Below are 15575 nucleotides of genomic sequence, written 5' to 3' on the forward strand. Positions count from 1 at the left end.
ATCACCCCGCGCCCGGATGGTGACCTTACCGCGCAGATAGGCTCGGACGCAGCGCGTCGGGGCGCGCGCCACCGCGGCCAGAGGCCCATCAGCGCCTGCTACACACCCACGGTGGCGCGAAACAGCGTGCTGGGCCGGCGCGCCGCCAACCGGATCGGCCCGTCGTCCGCCGCCACCCACGCGGCCATACCGCGTTCCAGGGTCAGTGCCCCGGACTTTGCGGACACCGTGGTGCAACCCTCGGTGCACAACAGGATTTGTGGACCGTCGTGCCGTGCCGGCGCGTCGACCTCATGACCGAGGGAGTGCCCATCAAGCGTCAACAGCGAAACCGCGAACTCATCGGCGGGAGTGTCGTAGACCAACTCGAGTCCGTCCCGGTGTGTCGGGGGGCGCAACTGAGCTTCGGTGGTGGGCGTGAAGTCCAGGACGCGCAGCAGTTCGGGCACGTCGACGTGTTTAGGGGTGAGGCCTCCGCGTAAGACGTTGTCGGAGTTAGCCATTACTTCCAATGCGACACCGCGCAGATAGGTGTGCAAGTTTCCTGCCGGCAAGAAGATCGCCTCGCCGGGGGCGAGGCTGATGCGGTTGAGCAGCAAGGCCGCCAGCACACCGGCGTCGCCGGGATACCGCTCACCCAGCTCCAGCACCGTCTTGGCTTCGGCGGCGAACTGTGTCGCACCACAACTCACATAGTGGATCGCGCCGTCCAGCACTGCGGGCACCAGCACGTCGATATCGGGCTGGGGGGCAGTGATCCACGTCGTGAACAGCGCACGCAGACCGTCAGCGTCGGACTGGTCGTTCAGCAAGTCGATAAACGGGTCAAGATCAGACACCGCCAGCGCGCGCAGCAGCTCGACGGTTTGCCCTGCCGGCCGGAACCCGGCCAGCGCCTCGAACGGCTCCAGCGCGATCAAAAGCTCGGGTTTGTGGCTGGTGTCCCGGTAGTTGCGCACCGGGGAAGTGACCGGAATGCCGAGTTGCTCCTCCCGCCGGTAACCCTCGAGCGCCTGCTCGGCGCTGGGATGGGCCTGCAGCGAGAGCGGCTCGTCGGCCGCGAGCACCTTCACCAAAAAGGGCAGCCCATCGCCGAATCGGGCACGCGACGCGGCGCCGAGCTGTCCATCGGGGTCGGCGGCAAGGCGTTCCAGCAGCGACACTTCGCCGTCCTCGGTCTGCAGCCGGGCCGGATCAGCCGGGTGTGCGCCCAGCCAGAGTTCGGCTTCGGGGTGCACGGCCGGCACCGGCCGGCCGGTGAATTCGGCGATAGCGGTCCGTGACCCCCACGCATACGTCCGTATCGCTCCGCGTAGCAATTCCACGGTGTGTCTATCCCCGCACCAGTCGCAAATAAACCGCAGCCATCTCCAACCGGACGGCCAGTATCGCCAGTTGCTGGTCGGCCCGGTGCATGCCGGTCGGCGCCGGCGACCCGCCGGACACGACGGGCATATCCGGCACATCCTCGGCCGCGACCAGATCAACATCGTCGAGCCCGGCGACCCGTGCCGCTACCACTGTCCGTTCACCGGCCAGCGTCAGGGCCAGCACTCGCATCCGTTCCGGTAACGGGCCGTCGATCTGGTCATCGTGAAAAAGCGCGTCTGCCGCGCGGGCGGGTCCCGACGGCAGCCGGGAGCGCAGCGCCACCACCGCATCGGCCAGCCCGGTCGCGGCGGTCACCTGGCGGGCGACCCGCAGCAGCACCGCACTGCCGTGCCGGGCCAATGCCAGTGTTGCAGCGCAGTCACCGACCAACACCACATCGCGACCCGACATGCGTTCGGCAAGCGTCTTCGCGGGGTTGGTGAATAGTTCGCGGCCCGCACTGTTGCGCAGCGCCTCGGCGTCCAACTCGTCGGCCAGGGCCGCTAAATCCGTTCCCAGCCTGCCGTCCACGCTGTGCAGTGCGGCCAGGCCGACCGCCAGGTATCGGCTCAACCCGAATTCGTCGGGAACCTGCAGCCGTGGTTCCAGCACCGCGACACGGCCGGCCGTGGTGTCGCGCAGCGGCCCCTCGTAGGGCGCCGCGACTACCACCCGCGCGCCCCGGCGCACCCCGGACGCGGCCGCTCCGACCAACGCCGGATCGCCGGGGTCGTCGCCGGCGACGATCACCACATCCAGCGTGCCCAGCCAGGGCGGCGTCTCGGCGGCGAGCACGATCGGCACCCCGGCCACACCGCCCAGCGTCGCCGACAGGATCGCACCGGCGGTCTCGGCGGTGCCGCGACCGGCTACCCAGATCACCGCACGCGGGCGGTCGTCCCCGCGCACGGGGTCGAGGGCGCCCTCATCGACCGCGGCGGCGGTGGCACGTACCTGCGCGCCCGCCATGGATGCCGCTCGCAGAAGGCCGTCGCGGTCGGCGGCGATCAGGCTCTCGGTGTCGTCGAAGTCGATGGTGGCGCCGATAGCGTTCATTGCTGAGCCCTTTCAGACGCCCTTTCCCGCACACCGCCCGTTGCGGTGATCTGGGCGGCGATGTGTTGGACCACCGCGTCGACGTCCTCGGCGCAACGTCCCTCCACATTCAGCCGCAGCAACGGCTCGGTGTTGGAGCTGCGCAGGTTGAACCAGCTGCCGTCACCTAAGTCGACCGTCACGCCGTCCAGGTGGTCGATGGAATGAATCCGGCTCCCAAAGGATTTCAGCACCGCGTCGACAGATGCGGTGGCGTCGGAGACGGTGAAATTGATCTCGCCGGAGGATTCGTAGCGTTGGTAGTCCGCCGCCAGCTCCGAAAGCGGACGCTGCTGCTCACCGAGCGCCGCGAGCACGTACAGCGCGGCCAGCATACCGGAATCGGCTCCCCAGAAATCCCGAAAGTAATAGTGCGCAGAGTGCTCGCCGCCGAAGATCGCGCCGGTCTCCGCCATCAGCGCTTTGATATACGAGTGGCCGACACGCGAACGCACCGGTGTGCCGCCGCGCTCGAGCACCAGTTCGGGCACCGCGCGTGAGGTGATCAGATTGTGGATGACGGTGGCACCGATTTCGCGGGTCAGTTCACGCGCGGCGACCAGCGCAGTCACCGTCGACGGGGAGACCGGCCGGCCACGCTCGTCGACCACGAAGCACCGGTCCGCGTCCCCGTCGAACGCCAGCCCGATATCAGCGCCGGTGGCCCGCACATAATCCTGCAGGTCCTTGAGGTTTGTCGGGTCGAGCGGATTGGCCTCATGGTTGGGGAAGGTACCGTCGAGCTCGAAGTACAACGGCAACAGGGTGATCGAGTCGATCGGGCCCAGTACCGCGGGAGCGGTGTGGCCGGCCATCCCGTTGCCGGCGTCGACAGCCACCCGAAGGGGACGCAGTCCCGACATGTCTACCAGCGAGCGCAAAAACGCCCCGTAGTCGTCCAGCACATCTCGATCGGTGGTCGTTCCAGGTGGCCCATCGTAGCCTGCGACGCCGGTGATCAGAGCTTCGCGGATCGCGGCGAGCCCGCTGTCCTGGCCCACCGGTTTGGCGCCGGCCCGGCACATCTTGATGCCGTTATAGGCTGCCGGGTTGTGGCTGGCCGTGAACATCGCGCCGGGACAATCCAGCATGCCGGAGGCGAAGTAAAGCTGATCGGTGGACGCCAGACCGATCCGTACCACGTCAAGGCCCTGGGCGATCACCCCGCCGGCAAATGCAGCAGCCAGGGCGGGGGAACTGTCCCGCATATCGTGGCCGATCGCGAGCCGCTGCGACCCCTCACCGCGCATCAGCCTGGCGAACGCGGCGCCGACGTCGGCGGCGAGAGATTCGTCGATCTCCGTGCCAACCAGTCCCCGAATGTCATAAGCCTTAATCACACGATCGACAGCCGCAGCGGGCCGAGACATGACAGGGCTCCTGATGACGTGGACTCTTCACGGTCAGCCTATCGGTTTTGTCGGCATCGCCGGTCAGCAAACGGCGCGCTCGCACAATCGCGGTGCTCGCACGGTTCCCACAGTGGCGAGCCCATTCTGCTGCCCGCAGCGTGATATCGCCACGACGAAGCGGGCGTCCGTTCGAGTGGGACCCGGCACGCCTTAATCGGTCGGGTCAGGCAGGACCCGCAGGTGGCCGCGCCGGCGCCCGGAACTGGTGTGCGGGGGCGCGAGCACACTGCCGGTCTGCACCGTGGGAAGCTGGGACGGCAGAGTCCCGACGCCGTTGGGCGGCGGGCGCGTCGCCGATCGATCGCGGCCCTCCCGAACCGCGTCGGCGAGCGCGACCAGGTCGTCCTCATCGGGGTGGGTGGGCAATGGACCCGCGTGGCGCACGAGTTCCCACCCGCGTGGCGCGGTGATCCGACCGGCGTGGCCGACGCACAGATCCCAGGAATGCGGCTCCCGCGCGGTGGCAAGCGGACCGATCACAGCAGTCGAATCAGAGTAGACGAACGTCAGCGTCGCCACCGCGTAGTGCGGGCACCCGGGCCGGCAACAGCGACGGGGAACGGTCACGACCGAGAGGCTATCGTGGTCAAACCGCCCGGCAGCGCGGACACGCGCATGCGCACGGCCCACGATGTGTAACCGTTACCATCGGCGCGTGAGCGATTCGCGCAGCTCGCGGCGACGCGATCGGACGGTGCGCAGATCCGTTGCCCGGCGCGGCCGAGAGATGCGGGGGCCGTTGCTCCCGCCTACTGTGCCGGGGTGGCGCAGCCGGGCCGAGCGGTTTGACATGGCGGTGCTGGAGGCCTACGAACCGATAGAACGACAATGGCAGGACCGGGTGTCCGGGCTGGACGTGGCGGTTGATGAGATTCCGCGCATCTTTCCCAAGGATCCGGACAACGTGCAATGGCCGCCCGAGGTCGTCGCCGACGGCCCGATCCCGCTGGCCCGGTTGATCCCCGCCGGTGTCGACGTCCGCGGCCACGCTACCCGCGCACGAATCGTGCTGTTCCGCAAGCCAATCGAGCGACGCGCAAAGGACACGGTCGAGCTGGCCGATTTGCTGCATGACATTCTGGTGGCTCAGGTAGCCACGTATCTGGACGTCGATCCCTCGATCATCGACCCGACAATCGATGACGAGTAACGAGACACTCAGATGATGCCGCGCTTGAGACGGCGGCGCTCACGCTCCGAGAGACCGCCCCAAATGCCGAAGCGCTCGTCGTGCGCGAGCGCGTACTCCAGGCACTCATTGCGGACCTCGCAGCCCAGGCAGATTTTCTTGGCCTCGCGGGTCGAGCCGCCCTTCTCGGGAAAGAATGCCTCGGGATCGGTTTGCGCGCACAATGCGCGGTCTTGCCATTGCTCTCTCGTGACCGGCACCCGCGGAAATACTTCGGGCGCGTCGGGAACCAAACTCAAATGAGGGCGGGATGCCGCAGTTGTCCTCGCCGCGCCGATATTGGTGTGCGGTGTGCCTCCCACAACGCCCCGAAGGTGCTCATAGGACATGCTCCGCCTCCTCACCTGATTGGTCGTGAATGTCGCGCGCTGTTGTGATGTGTGTGTGATGTGCGGCCATCTCAATTTTCGAACAAGTGATCGAATCTCGGCTGCGACACCGTAATCGGCTGGCCACCGGGAATGACACTGATGTGATTACACACGCGTAATTGGCCGCGGTCAAGCGCTGGAATGCAAATTCATACCATCTCGTGACCAAATTTTGGTGGTGCGCGGCAGTTCGCGTTTTGGCGTGTCGGGGCGCGGACCTCGCCGCAGGCGCCAACGTTCCACTCCCGCAGACCACCTCGTCATCCGGCGTACTGTCTGCGATGTGAGGATCACGGTTCTGGTCGGCGGTGTCGGCGGTGCCCGCTTCCTGCTCGGCGTGCAGTGCCTCCTCGGCCTCGGGCAATTCGCTCCCCAACGCCGCCAGGCCGGTGATCACGAACTGACCGCCGTTGTCAATATCGGCGACGACGCCTGGATTCACGGGCTGCGTGTGTGCCCCGACCTGGACACCTGTATGTACACCCTGGGCGGCGGCGTCGACCCGCAACGCGGCTGGGGCCAGCGCGACGAAACGTGGCACGCCATGGAGGAACTCCGGCGCTACGGCGTGCAGCCGCAGTGGTTTCAGCTTGGCGACCGCGACCTGGCTACCCACCTGGTGCGTACCCAGATGCTGCGCGCGGGCTACCCGCTGTCGCAGGTCACCGCCGCGCTATGCGACCGCTGGCAACCCGACGCACGATTGTTGCCTACCAGCGACGACCCGTGCGAAACGCACGCGGTCATCACCGACCCCGCCGACGGCAACCGGCGAGCGATTCACTTCCAGGAATGGTGGGTGCGTTACCGTGCCCGGGTGCCGACCCACAGCTTCGCCTTCATCGGAGCCGAAAAGGCCAGCGCCGCACCCGAAGTGTTGAAAGCCATCGCTGACGCTGACCTCATCTTGTTGGCGCCGTCGAATCCGGTGGTGAGCATCGGCGCCATCCTCGCCGTTCCCGGTATTCGGGCAGCCCTGCGCTCCGCTGCCGCCCCGATCATCGGTTATTCACCGATCGTCAGCGGAAAGCCGTTGCGCGGCATGGCTCATGAATGCCTTACTGTCATCGGTGTGCAGTCCACCGCTGAGGCCGTCGGCCAGTATTACGGCGCACGCAACGCGACCGGGATCCTGGATTGCTGGTTGGTTCATGAGACTGACCATGCTGACATCGACGGGGTCGCTGTGCGCTCGATACCGCTGCTGATGACCGACCCGAAAGCGACGGCCGAGATGGTCAGCGCAGGTCTCGAGCTCGCGGGCATGGTGAGATGACCCGCACGCCAGCGCCGGCCAGAGCCGAGCATGGAACCGGCTCGGCGATCGAGATTCTCCCCGTCACCGGCCTCCCGGAATTCCGGGCCGGCGATGATCTGTGCGCTGCGCTGGCCGCTGCGGCGCCGTGGCTGCGTGACGGCGACGTCGTCGTGGTCACCAGCAAGGTGGTGTCGAAGTGCGAGGGCCGGCTGGTGCCGGCCCCCACCGATCCCCAAGCCCGAGACGAATTGCGGCGCAAGTTGATCGAACGCGAAGCGGTCCGCGTGCTGGCCCGCAAAGGCCGGACGTTGATCACCGAGAACACGCTCGGCGTGGTTCAGGCCGCCGCCGGGGTGGACGGCTCGAACGTCGGCACGGGCGAATTGGTGCTGCTTCCCGCCGATCCCGACGCCAGCGCCGCGGCCCTGCGCGCCGGTCTGCGCGAGCGACTCGGGGTCACGGTGGGCGTCGTCATCACCGACACCATGGGCCGCGCCTGGCGCACCGGTCAGATCGACGCCGCCGTCGGTGCTGCCGGGTTGACGGTGCTGCGCAGTTACGCCGGTGTCGTGGACCCGCACGGCAACGAACTGGTCGTCACCGAGGTCGCGGTCGCAGACGAGATCGCGGCCGCAGCTGATCTGGTCAAAGGCAAACTGACCGCGGTACCGGTGGCAGTGGTGCGCGGGCTCAACGGCAGTGTTGTGACTGAAAATGGTTCGACAGCAAGACATTTGGTGAGACCGGGCACCGAGGACCTGTTTTGGCTGGGTACTGCTGAAGCGCTTGAGCTCGGCCGGCAGCAGGCTCAGCTGCTGCGCCGCTCCGTGCGCCGGTTCACTGCCCAACCGGTGCCCGCACACCTGGTGGAAGCCGCTGTCGCAGAGGCGCTGACCGCCCCCGCACCGCACCATACCCGGCCGGCGCGGTTCGTGTGGCTGCAGACCCGCGCGACCCGCACTCGGCTGCTGGACGCGATGCGCGACAAGTGGCGGGCCGATCTCGCCGGAGACGGCAAGTCCGCCGAAGCCATCGAACGGCGGGTAGCGCGCGGCCAGATCCTCTACGACGCACCCGAAGTCATCATCCCGATGCTGGCCGCCGAAGGCGCACATCCCTACCCTGACGCCGCCCGCGCCGCGGCAGAGCACACGATGTTCACCGTGGCCGTCGGCGCGGCGGTGCAAGCCTTGCTGGTCGCACTGGCGGTGCGGGGATTGGGCAGCTGCTGGATCGGGTCGACCATCTTTGCCGCCGATGTGGTCCGCGCCCAGCTGCAGTTGCCATCCGACTGGGAACCGTTGGGCGCCATCGCGATCGGCTACCCGCACGACCCAGCCCAGCCACGGCAACCGGCGCCGGTCGACGGTGGGCTGGTGCGCAAATGAGCGTTCGGGATTCGGCGATCGCGATGCTCACCAGTTGGCGGGCACCCGATCCGGCCCAGGATGCACTGCGGGAGGCTGTGCTGGCGTTTGTCCATGCTCGCCGCGATTCTTGCCGCCGCGAGTGCGCGCCGGGGCATGTCACCGCCTCGGCGCTGGTGCTCGACGACAGCGGCGGTCAGGCGCTGCTGACCCTGCACCCGCGGGTGGGCCGCTGGGTCCAGCTGGGCGGGCACTGCGACGACGACGACGCCGATATCGTCGCGGCCGCCCTGCGCGAGGCCACCGAGGAATCCGGTGTTTCCGGCTTGCGCATCCACCCCGAACTGGCCGCTATCCATGTGCACCCGGTGACCTGCTCACTGGGTGTGCCGACGCGCCACCTCGACCTGCAGTTCGTGGCACGGGCACCGGCGGGGGCGCAGATCGCGGTCAGCGCCGAATCGGTGGATTTGCGCTGGTGGCCGGTCGACGCCTTGCCTGACGGCACCGATCCCGCGCTGGCGTACCTGGTTCGCCGAGCCTCGAGTGGCCTGGTGTGACGGTCGCTTCACCCCCGGGGGCTGGCCGCCGTCATCTGCCCACACTCGCGGTCGGCTGGGCCGCCTTCTGGATCGCTCATCTCCTGCGCTTACCGGCAGAACCACCGGAAATCTGACCGGCCTCACCAGCGACAAACCCCGGTGGCACGGTTCAGCAGTCCCAGCACCAGGGGGTGGGAACACCTCGACGGCGGCGACGAGGTACCGCTGTCAGTGCCCGGGACGGGGCCGCCCACCACTACAGCCGTCTGCTTGCGCTCCGCTGCGGCAGGGGCCCCGCTTGTTATCCGACACGAGACCCTCTCGCCGGCACCATCAGCGCGGCGTTATCAGTGGCCGAACCGCCACCCGGTCACCGCCGCCGCGGTGATACCAGCCGCCTACGCGCCGGGCTGCCCGCCGGCGCCGCCGGCGCCCCCGGCCCCGCCGGTGGCGTCGGTGGGTGTCACACCGGGCTCACCGGCCTCACCGGGCTGACCGGCCACACCATTAGTGCTACCGCCCTGACCACCGGTGCCACCGTGACCGCCGGTGCCGCCGGTACCGGTCAACTCGGTGGCGTTACCACCGGCCCCCCCTGTGCCGCCCGTGCCGCCGGTGCCACCGGTATTGCTACCGCTGCCGCCGGCGCCGCCGGTGCCGCCGGCCCCGCCGTCAGCGCCCTGGGTAGTGCCGGTGCCACCCACACCACCGGTGCCACCAGTGCCGCCGTTGCCGCCGATATAGCTGCCGTTTCCGCCCGCGCCGCCGGCCCCACCGGCACCGCCGGTCTCGCCGCTGACGCCCGCCGCACCGGTACCACCGGCACCACCGTTACCGCCGACGGAATACTCACCGGTTCCTGCGCCGCCGGTACCGCCGGCCCCGCCGGCCCCAGCGGTCTGGCCACCGGTACCTCCGGTGCCGCCATTACCGCCGTTGCCCGCGAGAGCGCTCTCACCGGTCGTTGCCCCGCCGGTACCACCGGCCCCACCGGTTCCACCGACCTCGCCGCCAGTACCACCGGTGCCACCGTTACCCCCGGTGCCACCAAGGAGGGGTGCTTGGCCGCCGGCCCCGCCGGCTCCGCCGGTGCCACCGGTGACGGCGCCGGTGCCGCCGTCCCCACCATTCCCACCGGTGCCGCCGGTACCGGCAGTGTCGCCGTCATAGTTGTTGGCCCCGCCTGCCCCGCCAGCGCCGCCGGTGCCACCGGTGAGACCTTCACCCCCGGCACCACCGTTACCGCCGGTGCCGGCTTGCACCGGGTTGCTGGTTGCGCCACCGTTACCGCCGGTGCCGCCGTTCCCGCCGTTCCCTTCGATACCGCTGGCGCCGTTGGTCCCGGCCGTGCCATTAACGCTCCCGGTGCCCGCGGCCCCGCCTTCACCACCGGCGCCACCGGCCCCGGCGTTACCACCGGCGCCGCCATCACCACCGGTGCCGGGGGTACCAGGCGCCGTCGGCAGCGAGGTGGCGCCACCGACTCCACCGGTGCCACCGTCACCACCGTTACCGCCGATACCGCCGGTCCCGCCGGCGCCACCGTCACCACCGGCCCCGGTCCAACCACCATGCCGCCGACACCACCCCCGCCACCACCACCCCACCACCCACCCACCTTCACCCGCCACCACCATCACCGCCCTCCCACCGGCACCGACCCCGCCGTCACCGCCGGTCCCACCGGCGCCGCCCGCACCGTCATTGGTGCCCAACACACCGGCCGCGCCCTCCGTGCCGGTTGTGCCCGTGGTGCCGGTCGCCCCGGCCGCTCCGGCCCCACCGGCGCCACCGGCGCCGCCGTTACCGAACAACACCGCCGAACCACCCGCACCACCGGCCCCGCCGGCCTCACCCGCGGTGACAGCGTCCCCACCAGCACCCCCCTCACCACCATTGCCCAGCAGCCACCCACCGGTGCCCCCCGCACCACCAGCACCCCCATCAACCCCGGCACCGCCGGCGCCCCCATCACCGATCAGCCCGGCCGACCCCCCAATCCCGCCGGCACCCCCATCAACCCCGGCCACCCCCGTGGCCCTGATGCCGTTACCGATCAAAAACCCGCCATCACTCAGATTGCCGAACAACCCCGAGCTACCCAACAGCGAATCATTAGTCCCGGTGAAATCATTGATCCCGTTACCAATCAAATCCCGGCCAAACACCAACACAAACGGGGTGTTGATCACCTCATCAACAGGCCCCCCGATCGGGCTGGTGATCCAATCCTGGGCCACCCCGTTCACCACGTTGTTGAGGTCTTGCACCACCCCCACCAGCGCCGCATCCAATCCGCCCAGCGGATCAGCCGACACCGACGTGGCCGACCCCACATCAGCCAGCCCCCCAACACCCAGCGCCGCGGCGGCCCCACCCAGATCACTCATCCCCGCACTCAGCGCACTCATCATCGGATCAAGAATGGGATCGATGATCACATCCACAATGTCGGCCCGCGCCCCCGGCGCGGTAGCACCCGCGGCCGCCACCAACCCCGCAGCCGCCGCACCCACACCAAAACCGCGCACCACCACCCGCCGCCGACGAGCATCCCCACCCGCCTGACGCCGCTGCCGCCGACTCCGCGGACCTCCAGCCATGACCTACCCCACCTTTCGTGCTGTGACCGGAGCCCAGTCAACCTAAGCGCTGACTGAGAACACGTTAAGCCTCTCTGTCATTGCTCACATGTCGAATGAAAAAATTTGCGTCTCCACCCGCCCCGAAACTCGCGGCGATACTCCACAACCAGATCGGCTCGGGGTGACCGAACACGCCGCTGCGCGTATGGGTCCGACCAGCGCCGTCGGCGCCGCTGGCGGGCTGAAAATCAGCGCACCGGCTCCATGACCAGCCGTCGCCCACTCGCCAGCGCGTACCACCGATACGGCGCCCTGCCAGGCTCGGCCACGGCGTTGTCACGACACAGCAGTGCGACACGACATGGACCGTTTTGTTAAAGTCGTAGTGCTTTTCTGCGGGTGCCGGCAAGGACGACAATCGAGGCACACGTGCAACGTTGAGAACCTTTGCCCGGGAAGGCAAGTCGATGGCTGATCGCAGCAGTTACACCGACCTACCACGGCTGTCACGCAACGCCCGGGCGCGCTGGCGTCGGGTAGTCGCGGGTGCGACCGTCGGCGCATTTTTGGCCGTGACCACAGCCTGGTCGTGGGTCGCCGCGCCCTCCGCCAAGGCCGACCTGCTCGATGTCATTCTTGACCCTATCGTTCAGCCCATCGTGAGTGCGATGACCGACATGGTCGGCGCCGCTGACCCCTCTGCCGCCACGGACCTGACGACGTTTTTCGACGCGGCAGGCTCCAGCGCAGGAGGTTTGAGCCTGAACTCGCTTGATCCGGCGGCTGCGTTGACACCGGCAGCCGATCCAGCCGCCGCGTCATCACCAGCTGACGCCTCGACAGCGGCCGACGTCGCAATCCCGCTGACCGTCTACGAGGGCACCGAACCCGCTGTTGACGTCTCGGTCAACGGCGGATCGGAAATACCGGTGTTAGTGGATACCGGATCCAGCGGACTGGTCGTTCCCTGGCAAGACTTGGGGCTGAAGGGACTATTGGACCTCGGGTTTCCCACTGGCATCGGCCTCAGCGGATATAGCGGGGGTGTGGACTATCTCTACTTGACCTACGACACAACCGTCGATTACGGCGGCGTCGTCAGTAGCTCGAATACCCCCGTCGATGTGGAGATCTTCTCCTGGCCGACATCCCCCGACTCACCTCCGTCGTTCCAGGCATTTCTCGCCGACGACGATGTACGCGGCATCATGGGTATCGGAGACAACGATGCCGGCCCGGGTATCAGCCCGTTGAAAGCCGCGGGCTATGAGGGAGTGCTCGTCGACGTGCCCCAGGATCAGCTTATCCTCGGTCCCAACCCGTATACCACCGACGACATCACGCTGAGCGGGGCGCCGATTACCAACCTCGAGGTCAGCATCGATGGCGGCTCCCCGGTTGCGGTGACCGGCGATGTGGATTCCGGTGGCGTGTACGGAACCATGCCCGAGTCGGTGACCGACAACCTGCCGGCGGGCACCACGATCACCGTTTATGACGGCAGTGGTCAAGAGCTGTACTCCTACACGACGACTGCCACGAATGACCCGACACTGGTGTCCAGCAGCTCCGACATGGACACCGGGTATGAACCATTCTTGCAGTACCCGATTTACATCAACTACACCGACGACACAATGGTTTTCGTTGAACGTTGGTAGTCAACACCAGGGTCGGGCGCGCGCGGCTGCATGGCCTCCAACCGGGCCAGCGGACCGGCGGACAGCCCGCCAGCCGGCTTCGGTGAATTGGCGAGCCCACCCGCAGCGCCAAGACGTCCGCCACCGCGCACATCGCAGCCGGGCCCACACGATCCCCCGGTGCAGCGGGTCACTGTGCGGACACCCGACATCCCCGCGCCGGCTGCCCGCACTACCCGAGCTGTGCCTACGAACGCGGTAGGCTTGTCCAACGAAATGTGGGCGTCAAATAACAGGATTAATCGTCAGCCGGAGTACCTCAATAAACGCCCGTCGTGCGGGGGGACTGGTCACCTCTAGTCCCCACCGGGGCCGACATCGTGAACATCAGTGACACGCCAAAAGACGGGAGACCTTTGGCCATCGACACCACCCCCCCGCGAGAAGCCGGTGCGCGTTCGCTGCCCGGGGCCAACACCGGAGCGGAGCCGTCGGCCGGTGAGGCCGGCGAGGACCGCAATGCGCCCAACCCGCGCGACACCGTGCCCGTGCTGGCGCTACCCACGGTCGGGATCTATCTGGCGGGGCTGATGGTGTTCGTGCTTTCGACCGGCGCGGCCCTGGCCGGACGCGCACCGATCTGGGTCACGATCCCGGTCAACGCCGCGGTGACCTACGCGATGTTCACCGTCGTGGTGCATGAGGCGGTGCACTACTCCATCAGCACGAAACCGTGGGTCAACGCACTGTTCGGCCGGCTCGCGTGGATTTTCGTCTGGCCGACGTCGTGTTTTTCGTCGTTCGTGTTTATCCATCTCGCGCATCACCGCTACACCAATGACCGCGCGAACGACCCGGATGCGTTTGCGACTGATGCCCGATGGTGGCAGCTGCCGTTTCGGTGGGCGCTGGCCGACGCGTTCTACGTGACCTACTACATGCGCCGGGTGCGCAGCAGACCGGCGCGTGAACTGGCCGAGACGACGCTGCTGCTCACGCTGAGCATGGCGACGGTGGTCGCCGCGGCGGCAACGGGGAAGTTGTGGACGCTCGCGGTGGTCTACATCATCCCGCAGCGCATTGCCATCACCATCTTTGCCTGGTGGTTCGACTGGCTTCCGCATCACGGACTCGAGGACACCCCCGCCGACAACCGCTACCGGACGAGCCGTGCCCTGGTTGGTGCGGAGTGGTTGGTGACACCGCTGATGTTTTCGCAGAACTATCACGTCGTGCACCATCTGCATCCGCGGATTCCCTGGTATCGGTATTTGGCGACATGGCAGGACAATGAGCCGGTCTACCTGAAGGCGGGTGTCGCACTCGGCACAGTGTTCGGGCGCCCGCTGACCCCGGAGGAGTTTGTGAAGCGGAAACGACTCGCCGGGCGTCGGCAGCGGCCGCTCTCGATACCGGCGGGCCGGGTGTCACGCGCACCGGCGGCCGAAACCGGGCGCGATGCGCCCGATGACGGTGTCGACGTCGTGGTGGTGGGATCCGGGCCGGCGGGGTGCGCGGCCGCGATCCTGCTCGGCCGCAGCGGCCTGCGGGTGGCGCTGCTGGAAGCCCACCGCAACCACGATCACTACAAACGCTTGTGTACGCACAGCATCCGTTCCAGTGCGCTGCCCACACTCCGGCGCCTCGGTCTGGACGCTGCCCTGGAACAGCGCGGCGCGGTGCGTAGCCGCGATTACCTGTGGACCAGACACGGATGGGTTGTCCCGAACCCTGACGGCGAGGTTTGCGGGCACGGCTACAACATCAGCCGTCACGTGCTGGATCCGCTGCTGCGGTCAACGGCCGCGGAGATTCCCGGTGTAGAGCTGATGCTGGGCGCAAGGGTCACCGAGCTGACGTTCGACCACGACGGCCGGGTCAGCGGGGTGGTGGCGGCTGTCAACGGCGCGGTGCACCGCATTCGCGCATCGCTGGTGGTGGGCGCTGACGGCCATGCGTCCACGGTGGCCGAGCTGGCGTCGCTGCCGGGGAAACGGTGGCGCAACGACCGGTTCATCTATTTCGCGAAGTACCGCAATATTGACCTGCCGGACTGGTGCACGACGACGTTATGGCTGCGCGAGCCCGATGCCGCCTACGTGTTTCGCAACGACGAAGACGTGACCCTGCTGGCGGCGATGCCGACGAAAGATCAGCTGCCCGCGTTCAGCCAGAACCGGGAGGCCGCACTCGTCGCGCTGTGCTCCGACCTGCCCGGCGGTCCCGACCTCACCAAGGCCGAGCGGGTGTCGGAGATCGTCGGGACCACCGACTACCCGAGCATCACCCGCACCCGCATCGTCGCCCCCGGGGTGGCGTTGATCGGCGACGCGGCAATGGTCAGCGACCCGCTGTGGGGTACCGGCTACGGATGGGCGCTGCAAAGCGCGGAGTGGTTATGCGATGCCGTCACCGATGCCCTGTTACAGGGAACCCGGGCCGATGTCGATGACGCCGCCCGCAGTTACCAAAGCCGGCACCGCCGGAGTTTGCTGCTGCATCAACTGATGAATATCGACTTCAGCCGTAGACGGCGCCTCAACCTCGTCCAGCGCCTGCTCTACACCGGGGCTGCCCGCGATCGTAAGGTGGCCGACGCGGTGCTGGCGGTGGGCTCCCGCGCCCGTTCCCCGCTCGTGCTGGCCTCACCGGTACTGCTTGTGCGGTCCGCCCTCGCCGCCCTCAAGCCGGCAACCGAACCCTCGCCCCGCGCCGTCGAGTACGTCTAAGACACCTCCCCGACGC

General features: G+C 67.9%; 12 protein-coding genes. 6 read left to right on the forward strand and 6 right to left on the reverse strand.

Going from position 1 to position 15575, the window contains the following annotated elements; genetic code table 11:
- Nucleotides 1-98: 98 nt before the first annotated feature.
- From manA to G6N08_RS01275, 4 genes are all read right to left on the reverse strand, one after another.
- Nucleotides 99-1325, reverse strand: coding sequence for a mannose-6-phosphate isomerase, class I (manA, locus tag G6N08_RS01260; protein WP_163753515.1), 1227 nt, complete (start codon nt 1323-1325; stop codon nt 99-101).
- 7 nt (nt 1326-1332) lie between these two features.
- Nucleotides 1333-2427 carry a TobH protein gene (locus tag G6N08_RS01265; protein ID WP_163753517.1) on the reverse strand — a complete coding sequence of 365 codons (1095 nt, stop codon included), beginning with the start codon at nt 2425-2427 and terminating at the stop codon, nt 1333-1335.
- The gene (locus G6N08_RS01270; RefSeq protein ID WP_163753518.1) at nt 2424-3836 is read right to left on the reverse strand and encodes a phosphomannomutase/phosphoglucomutase; all 1413 of its coding nucleotides are present in this window, start codon (nt 3834-3836) and stop codon (nt 2424-2426) included. Before G6N08_RS01270 ends, G6N08_RS01265 begins: the two co-directional genes overlap by 4 nt.
- A 192-nt stretch (nt 3837-4028) precedes the next feature.
- Nucleotides 4029-4445 (reverse strand): DUF3499 domain-containing protein, encoded by a 417-nt coding sequence (locus G6N08_RS01275; protein ID WP_218033323.1) that lies wholly within the window; start codon nt 4443-4445, stop codon nt 4029-4031.
- Nucleotides 4446-4605: 160 nt separating this feature from the next.
- Between G6N08_RS01275 and G6N08_RS01280 the strand changes: the two genes are divergently transcribed.
- On the forward strand, nt 4606-5028 hold the full coding sequence (locus G6N08_RS01280; RefSeq protein WP_163756507.1) for a metallopeptidase family protein: 423 nt from the start codon (nt 4606-4608) through the stop codon (nt 5026-5028).
- A gap of 8 nt (nt 5029-5036) precedes the next feature.
- On the opposite strand, the gene G6N08_RS01285 is transcribed toward G6N08_RS01280, so the two are convergent.
- The gene (locus G6N08_RS01285) at nt 5037-5396 is read right to left on the reverse strand and encodes a WhiB family transcriptional regulator (protein WP_308494689.1); all 360 of its coding nucleotides are present in this window, start codon (nt 5394-5396) and stop codon (nt 5037-5039) included.
- Between the two features lie 325 nt (nt 5397-5721).
- Between G6N08_RS01285 and cofD the strand changes: the two genes are divergently transcribed.
- The 3 genes from cofD to G6N08_RS01300 are packed head-to-tail and all read left to right on the forward strand — an operon-like array spanning nt 5722 to nt 8623.
- On the forward strand, nt 5722-6714 hold the full coding sequence (cofD, locus tag G6N08_RS01290; RefSeq protein WP_163753522.1) for a 2-phospho-L-lactate transferase: 993 nt from the start codon (nt 5722-5724) through the stop codon (nt 6712-6714).
- Nucleotides 6711-8084: a coenzyme F420-0:L-glutamate ligase gene (locus G6N08_RS01295; protein ID WP_163753524.1), complete on the forward strand. Its 1374-nt coding sequence runs from the start codon at nt 6711-6713 to the stop codon at nt 8082-8084. The genes cofD and G6N08_RS01295 overlap by 4 nt, the downstream gene beginning before the upstream one ends.
- On the forward strand, nt 8081-8623 hold the full coding sequence (locus G6N08_RS01300) for an NUDIX hydrolase (protein ID WP_163753526.1): 543 nt from the start codon (nt 8081-8083) through the stop codon (nt 8621-8623). The genes G6N08_RS01295 and G6N08_RS01300 overlap by 4 nt, the downstream gene beginning before the upstream one ends.
- A 380-nt stretch (nt 8624-9003) precedes the next feature.
- On the opposite strand, the gene G6N08_RS01305 is transcribed toward G6N08_RS01300, so the two are convergent.
- Entirely contained in the window at nt 9004-11208 is a 2205-nt protein-coding gene (locus G6N08_RS01305) for a PE family protein (RefSeq protein ID WP_163753528.1), read from the reverse strand.
- Nucleotides 11209-11627: 419 nt separating this feature from the next.
- Between G6N08_RS01305 and G6N08_RS01310 the strand changes: the two genes are divergently transcribed.
- Together G6N08_RS01310 and G6N08_RS01315 are read left to right on the forward strand one after the other, a co-directional pair.
- Nucleotides 11628-12851: a PecA family PE domain-processing aspartic protease gene (locus G6N08_RS01310; RefSeq protein ID WP_163753530.1), complete on the forward strand. Its 1224-nt coding sequence runs from the start codon at nt 11628-11630 to the stop codon at nt 12849-12851.
- A gap of 359 nt (nt 12852-13210) precedes the next feature.
- Nucleotides 13211-15559 carry a fatty acid desaturase gene (locus G6N08_RS01315; RefSeq protein ID WP_218033324.1) on the forward strand — a complete coding sequence of 783 codons (2349 nt, stop codon included), beginning with the start codon at nt 13211-13213 and terminating at the stop codon, nt 15557-15559.
- Nucleotides 15560-15575 lie beyond the last annotated feature (16 nt).

This window comes from Mycobacterium botniense (assembly GCF_010723305.1).
Lineage (GTDB): Bacteria > Actinomycetota > Actinomycetes > Mycobacteriales > Mycobacteriaceae > Mycobacterium > Mycobacterium botniense.

Excerpts from the sequence above, each read along its gene's own strand:
- G6N08_RS01265 (WP_163753517.1), bottom strand. The coding sequence starts at position 2,427 with ATGAACGCTATCGGCGCCACCATCGACTTCGACGACACCGAGAGCCTG.
- G6N08_RS01270 (WP_163753518.1), bottom strand. The coding sequence starts at position 3,836 with ATGTCTCGGCCCGCTGCGGCTGTCGATCGTGTGATTAAGGCTTATGAC.
- G6N08_RS01280 (WP_163756507.1), top strand. The coding sequence starts at position 4,606 with ATGCGGGGGCCGTTGCTCCCGCCTACTGTGCCGGGGTGGCGCAGCCGG.
- G6N08_RS01285 (WP_308494689.1), bottom strand. The coding sequence starts at position 5,396 with ATGTCCTATGAGCACCTTCGGGGCGTTGTGGGAGGCACACCGCACACC.
- G6N08_RS01295 (WP_163753524.1), top strand. The coding sequence starts at position 6,711 with ATGACCCGCACGCCAGCGCCGGCCAGAGCCGAGCATGGAACCGGCTCG.
- G6N08_RS01300 (WP_163753526.1), top strand. The coding sequence starts at position 8,081 with ATGAGCGTTCGGGATTCGGCGATCGCGATGCTCACCAGTTGGCGGGCA.
- G6N08_RS01305 (WP_163753528.1), bottom strand. The coding sequence starts at position 11,208 with ATGGCTGGAGGTCCGCGGAGTCGGCGGCAGCGGCGTCAGGCGGGTGGG.